The 5,851-nt window shown below is 74.2% G+C and carries 4 protein-coding genes; 1 reads left to right on the plus strand and 3 read right to left on the minus strand.

Annotated features, from left to right (window positions below; translation table 11 throughout):
* Positions 1–55 precede the first annotated feature (55 nt).
* The gene (locus tag KMS84_RS37600) at positions 56–2,008 is read right to left on the minus strand and encodes a cell division protein PerM (RefSeq protein ID WP_256921048.1); all 1,953 of its coding nucleotides are present in this window, start codon (positions 2,006–2,008) and stop codon (positions 56–58) included.
* Between the two features lie 96 nt (positions 2,009–2,104).
* On the opposite strand from KMS84_RS37600, the gene KMS84_RS37605 reads away from it, so the two are divergent.
* Positions 2,105–3,166 carry an RNA polymerase sigma factor gene (locus tag KMS84_RS37605; protein ID WP_256921049.1) on the plus strand — a complete coding sequence of 354 codons (1,062 nt, stop codon included), beginning with the start codon at positions 2,105–2,107 and terminating at the stop codon, positions 3,164–3,166.
* A gap of 82 nt (positions 3,167–3,248) precedes the next feature.
* Here KMS84_RS37605 and sucD read toward each other — a convergent pair whose 3' ends face one another.
* Together sucD and sucC are read right to left on the minus strand one after the other, a co-directional pair.
* Positions 3,249–4,133, minus strand: coding sequence for a succinate--CoA ligase subunit alpha (sucD, locus tag KMS84_RS37610; protein WP_123762597.1), 885 nt, complete (start codon positions 4,131–4,133; stop codon positions 3,249–3,251).
* Positions 4,134–4,154: 21 nt separating this feature from the next.
* Entirely contained in the window at positions 4,155–5,333 is a 1,179-nt protein-coding gene (gene sucC, locus KMS84_RS37615) for an ADP-forming succinate--CoA ligase subunit beta (RefSeq protein WP_256921050.1), read from the minus strand.
* Positions 5,334–5,851 lie beyond the last annotated feature (518 nt).

The following is a 5,851-nucleotide window of genomic DNA, read 5'->3' on the forward strand; positions in this document are numbered from 1 at the left end:
GGGCCAGAACAGGGCAGGACGGGGGCGGGAGCGCGAAGGGTGAGGCTCGCGGGGGTCACGGCCGCGACCCCGCGCCGCCCTCCCCGTTCACGTCGTCCTCGCCCGCCTCGCGCAAAGCGGCCCACCGCGCCTCCCTGGCCCTCTCCCAGTCCTCCGCCTCGGGAGCCTTGGGGACCACGGGGGCCGCGGGGGCCTCAGGAGCGCCGGGGGCCTCAGGGGTGCGGGGCGGCGCAACGGGCGCGGGAGGAACCGCCGCCCCGGCGGGCGACCCGGACTCGGCGGTCGGGAAACCGGCGGTGAGCGGCAGCGGTGCGGCGGACGCGTCGGGCCCGGCGGACGCAAGCCGCCCCACGGGACCCAAGAGCCCACTGAACGGCGCCCCGTCCGCGGACGCGCCCGGCTCGGCCGACGGGGAGAGGCCCGCGGACGGAATCGGCCCGATGCCGGCGAAGGCCGTGCCGAGCCCGCCCCTCTCGAAGACGCCGTAGGGCGGGGTCGCCTCGACGACCTCGCCGACCGCACCCACCTCCCGCACCCCGCCCGTCCCGGACTCCGAGAAGTCGTAGAGCTCCGCGGCCCCCGTGGCCCCCGGACCGCCGGAGGACAGCGTGGCCCTCGGCTCCCCCGACCGTTCCGCCTCCCCCGCGGACGCCCTCCGCCGCCGCAGGACGCCCCATCCGCGCACGCCCAGGGCCACCGGCGTCCCGAGCCCCACGACCCACAGCGACGCCGCACCCCCGACCTGCCACCACACCGGCCCGAACCGGGCCAGCGCGGCGACCCCGAGCGGCCCGCCGGCCAGCCCCGCCAGCGCGCCCATCAGCAGCCCGCACCCCACGCCCGCCAGCAGCACGGCCCCCGCGGTCCTGCCCCGCGACCACCCGCTCCCGCCCGCGGCCGGCGACGACCCGGACGAGGCGGGCGACCCGGACGCTCGCGCGGCCCGCGCGACGAAGACCCCGACCGTCACCGCGGCCGCGAACGGCACCGCCCCCGTGGCCCAGGCCCACGGCGCCCCGCCCCCCGCCTCCGGCACCGCCGCCAGCAGCGGGAACGGCGGCAGCAAGGGGGCCGGGGCAGGGGACATGGGGGCCACCGCGTGCCCCACGCCGAGGGCGTACCCCGGTCCGAGCGCGTACGCGGCGGCCCACACCGCCGCGTTCGGCACCAGCGCCACGCACAGCAACAGCACCGCGAACCGCCCCGACCACCCCTCCGTCAGCTGGAGGAACGCCGCGCGGGCCGAGCCCAGGTGCCACACCGAGGACACCGCCACCAGCAGCGCCCCGCCCCCGACGAGCACCACCGCGCCGGCCCCGGCCGCCCGGCCGGCCGCGCCGAGCCGCTCCCGTGCGTCCGCCCCGAGCAGCAGCCGTCGCAGACCGCGGGGAAGCGCCACGAGCACGCCGTCCACCGGCTCGCCCGGCCGGCCGAGGGCCGACCACACCCCGGCTCCGGCGGCCAGCACGGCGACCGCCGGCACGCAGACCGCCGTCCACCCCCACGAGGGGCGCAGCGCACCCCCGGCCCCGGCGTAGCAGGCGACGCCCGAGCCGACGGCGAGGTATCCGGCCACGACGCCGGCCCACGCCGTGCCTCCGCTCACGCGGACGTCGACGTCCGCGCCGCCATCCTCGCCGTCGCCGCCCTCCACCACGTCGCGTGCGGCGCGCCGCACCAGCCACACCGGCAGCGCGAGCAGCAGCAGGGGTGAGACGCCGACCGGTGCGGGAACGCCGGAGAGGGTGTCGACGCGGACCAGTTCCGCGCCGTGGGCCAGCAGCCAGAGCGCCGCGGCGACGTGCAGCGCGCCGCCGGGGCCGCTGTCGGGATAGGGGGAGCTGATCCACAGCACCATCACGAGCACGACGAACGAACCGAGCCCGAGTCCGGCGGCGAGCACACCGCCCAGGAGACCGGCGGCCAGTCCGGGCGATCGGTCGCGCATCCGGGCGAGCAGGGGCGACAGCGACAGTCGACGAGCGGTCATCTGGATCACGACCGCCATGCTCCCAACGACACGCGCTTTCCCGTCGTAACGGGCGAACCATCGCTGTGTCGCTCAATATGCGTTTATGTACTTTTTCGGGCGAAGGGGTGTCTCGTGACGCGGCAAGCGGGCAGCGCCGGCACGGCGGGCCAGGTGACGGGCACCCAGGAGGCCGCGCCTCGACCGCCGGTGACGCTACGCCCCGGCGGGAAGCCGCACCCACCCGGCGCGCACGAGGAACCGGCACGCGCCGACACGTCCGCCTCCGCGCCCCCCACCACCCCCACCGCCGACGTCGACACGGACGTTGACACGGACGTCGACACGGCTCCCGACACGGACACCGAGCCGGCTCCCCTGCCGCCGCCCGTCCGGCCTCCCTTGACGCCCGCTCAGGCCTTCGACGCGCTGTACGCGTTCTGCGCCCCCGCGCTCGTCCGGCAGACGTATCTGCTCTGCGGTCGCCGCGCACTGGCGCGCGAATCGGTCGAGCGCGCGTTCCAGACGGCCTGGCAGCGCTGGCCCGAGGTGGCCGTGGACCGCGACCCGGCGGGCTGGGTGCGGGCCACGGCGTACGAGTACGCGCTCTCCCCCTGGCACCGGTTCCGCCCCCGCTACCGCCACCCCGAGCCGCCGCCGTCCGACGCGTCCGACCGCGCCCTGCTCGACGTCCTCCTGGCCCTCCCCGCGCCGTGCCGCCGCACGCTGCTGCTCTACGACGGCGTCGGGCTCGATCTGCCCGAGACCGCCGCCGAGACCGAGGCGAGCACACCGGCGACGGCGAACCGGCTGCTGCGCGCGCGGGAGTCGGTCGCCGCGCGGCTGCCCGAACTGGCGGACCCCGCCGCACTGCACAGGCGCCTCGCGGAGGTCGCGTCCGCCCAACGGCTGCGCGCGGCCGGCCCGCCCGCGGTGCGGACGGCCGGCGAGCAGCGGGCCCGTTTCTGGACGCGCGCGGCGATCGCGTTCACGGTCGCGATCATCGGGGCGACCGGGCTGACCCTGCGCACGGCCCCCACACGGTACGAGCCGCCGGTCCCGCCGGGCGCGACCGTGCGGGGCGTGCCCCCGCGCGCCGCGCCGGGCCCGCTCTCGGGCGCGGAGCTGAAACTGCGTGCCAAGCTGCGCTCGACGACGGGGCACGGTCCGCAGCGGATCCTGCCCGAACCGAGATGAGCGCGCGCCTGGCCCGGTGCGAACGTCAGTGGGCCCGCCCCCACGAGGGGGGCGGGCCCACTGACATGACGCTGTGCGGCGCTCAGCCCGCGAGGATCTCGCGCGCCAGCTTCGCCGTCTCGGTCGGCGTCTTGCCGACCTTGACGCCGGCGGCCTCGAGGGCCTCCTTCTTCGCGGCGGCCGTGCCGGAGGAGCCGGAGACGATGGCGCCGGCGTGGCCCATGGTCTTGCCCTCGGGCGCGGTGAAGCCCGCGACGTAGCCGACGACCGGCTTCTTCACGTTGTCCTTGATGAAGGCCGCGGCCCGCTCCTCGGCGTCGCCGCCGATCTCGCCGATCATGACGATCAGGTCGGTGTCGGGGTCGGCCTCGAACGCGGCGAGCGCGTCGATGTGCGTGGTGCCGATGACCGGGTCGCCTCCGATGCCGACGGCGGACGAGAAGCCGATGTCCCGCAGCTCGTACATCATCTGGTAGGTCAGCGTGCCGGACTTCGACACCAGGCCGATGCGGCCCGGCTTGGTGATGTCGCCCGGGATGATGCCGGCGTTCGACTGGCCCGGGGTGATGAGACCGGGGCAGTTCGGGCCGATGATGCGGGTCTTGTTGCCCTTGGACACGGCGTACGCGTAGAACGCGGCCGAGTCGTGGACGGCGATGCCCTCGGTGATGACGACCGCGAGGGGGATCTCGGCGTCGATCGCCTCGACGACGGCGGCCTTCGCGAAGGCCGGCGGCACGAAGAGGACGGACACGTTCGCGCCCGTCTTCTCGATCGCCTCGGCGACCGTGCCGAACACCGGGATCTCGGTGCCGTCGATGTCGACGGACGTGCCCGCCTTGCGGGGGTTCACGCCACCGACGATGTTGGTGCCGTCCGCCAGCATGAGCTTGGTGTGCTTCATGCCCGTGGCACCGGTCATGCCCTGGACGATGACCTTGCTGTCCTTGTTCAGGAAGATAGCCATGGCTGTTCTGTCCCTCTTCCCTTACTTCGCAGCCGCGAGCTCGGCGGCCTTGTCGGCCGCGCCGTCCATGGTGTCCACGCGCTGGACCAGCGGGTGGTTGGCGTCGGAGAGGATCTTGCGACCCAGCTCGGCGTTGTTGCCGTCCAGGCGGACGACGAGGGGCTTGGTGACTTCCTCGCCCTTGTCCGCGAGCAGCTGGAGCGCCTGGACGATGCCGTTGGCGACCTCGTCACAGGCGGTGATGCCGCCGAAGACGTTGACGAACACGGACTTGACGTCCGGGTCGCCCAGGATGATCTCCAGGCCGTTCGCCATGACGGCCGCGGAGGCGCCGCCGCCGATGTCGAGGAAGTTGGCGGGCTTGACGCCGCCGTGCGCCTCACCGGCGTACGCGACGACGTCGAGGGTGCTCATGACGAGACCCGCGCCGTTGCCGATGATGCCGACCTCGCCGTCGAGCTTGACGTAGTTGAGGTTCTTCGCCTTGGCCGCGGCCTCGAGCGGGTTGGCCGACGCGTGGTCGACGAACTCCTCGTGGCCCGGCTGACGGAACTCGGCGTTCTCGTCCAGCGACACCTTGCCGTCGAGGGCGATGACGTCGCCGGAGGCGACCTTGGCCAGCGGGTTGACCTCGACGAGGAGGGCGTCCTCCTCGATGAAGGTCTTCCACAGCGTCACGAGGACGTCGGCGACCTTGTCGGCCACCTCGGCCGGGAAGTTCGCGGCCTCGACGATCTCGCGGGCCTTCGCGGGGGTCACGCCCTCGTTGGCGTCGATCGGCGTCTTGGCGACGGCCTCCGGACGGGTGGCCGCCACCTCCTCGATCTCCATGCCGCCCTCGACGGACGCGATGGAGAGGAAGGTGCGGTTGGCACGGTCCAGGAGGAAGGAGACGTAGTACTCCTCCAGGATCTCCGGGGCCGTCTCGGCGATCATCACCTTGTGGACCGTGTGGCCCTTGATGTCCATGCCGAGGATGTTGGTCGCGTGCTCCACGGCCTCGTCGGCGGTGGCGGCGAGCTTCACGCCGCCGGCCTTGCCGCGGCCGCCGACCTTCACCTGGGCCTTGACGACGGACTTGCCACCGAGACGCTCGGTGGCTGCGCGGGCCGCCTCAGGCGTGTCGATGACTTCACCGGCCAGCACCGGTACATCGTGCTTGGCGAAGAGGTCCCTCGCCTGGTACTCGAACAGGTCCACGCGCTTCCGTCCCTATCAGTGATCTCGCGGTTCGTTGTCTGCGTGGGCGTGCCGCGAGGGCAACGTGACGTCCGACCGCTGTCTGTCACAAGGGAGGCGCACACGGTGTCCGAGCGCGCGGCATGTCCGTCTCGCAGGTTATCGCTGCTTGCAGGAGGCCCCTAAATCGAGGGTCACACCTGAGCGGTGATACCTGTCACATGATGCCGGGATCACTGACACCCCGTGCCGGGTGTGAGGGCGGGGCGCGGGCTCGAAGAGGGGCCCCACCGGGTGGGGTTGGCCCGGTGAGGCCCCCTGAGCAGCCCCTGAGGGGCTCGGGGCGGACGGTCCCCACCCCAATGGGGACCGTCCGCCCCGACCGTGAGGGTTCGGCCGGACGGGCCGAAAGGCTTTCGGCCGTCCGGGACCGGTCGCCTCACGGAGTCGATGGGTCGCCCGACGACGACGGCCAGGGAACACCGGCCGCACGACGACGGGAACGGGACGAGGAGAACGGGGGGTGCGGGGGGTGCGGG

It is taken from the genome of Streptomyces hilarionis (assembly GCF_024539675.1).
GTDB lineage: Bacteria > Actinomycetota > Actinomycetes > Streptomycetales > Streptomycetaceae > Streptomyces > Streptomyces hilarionis.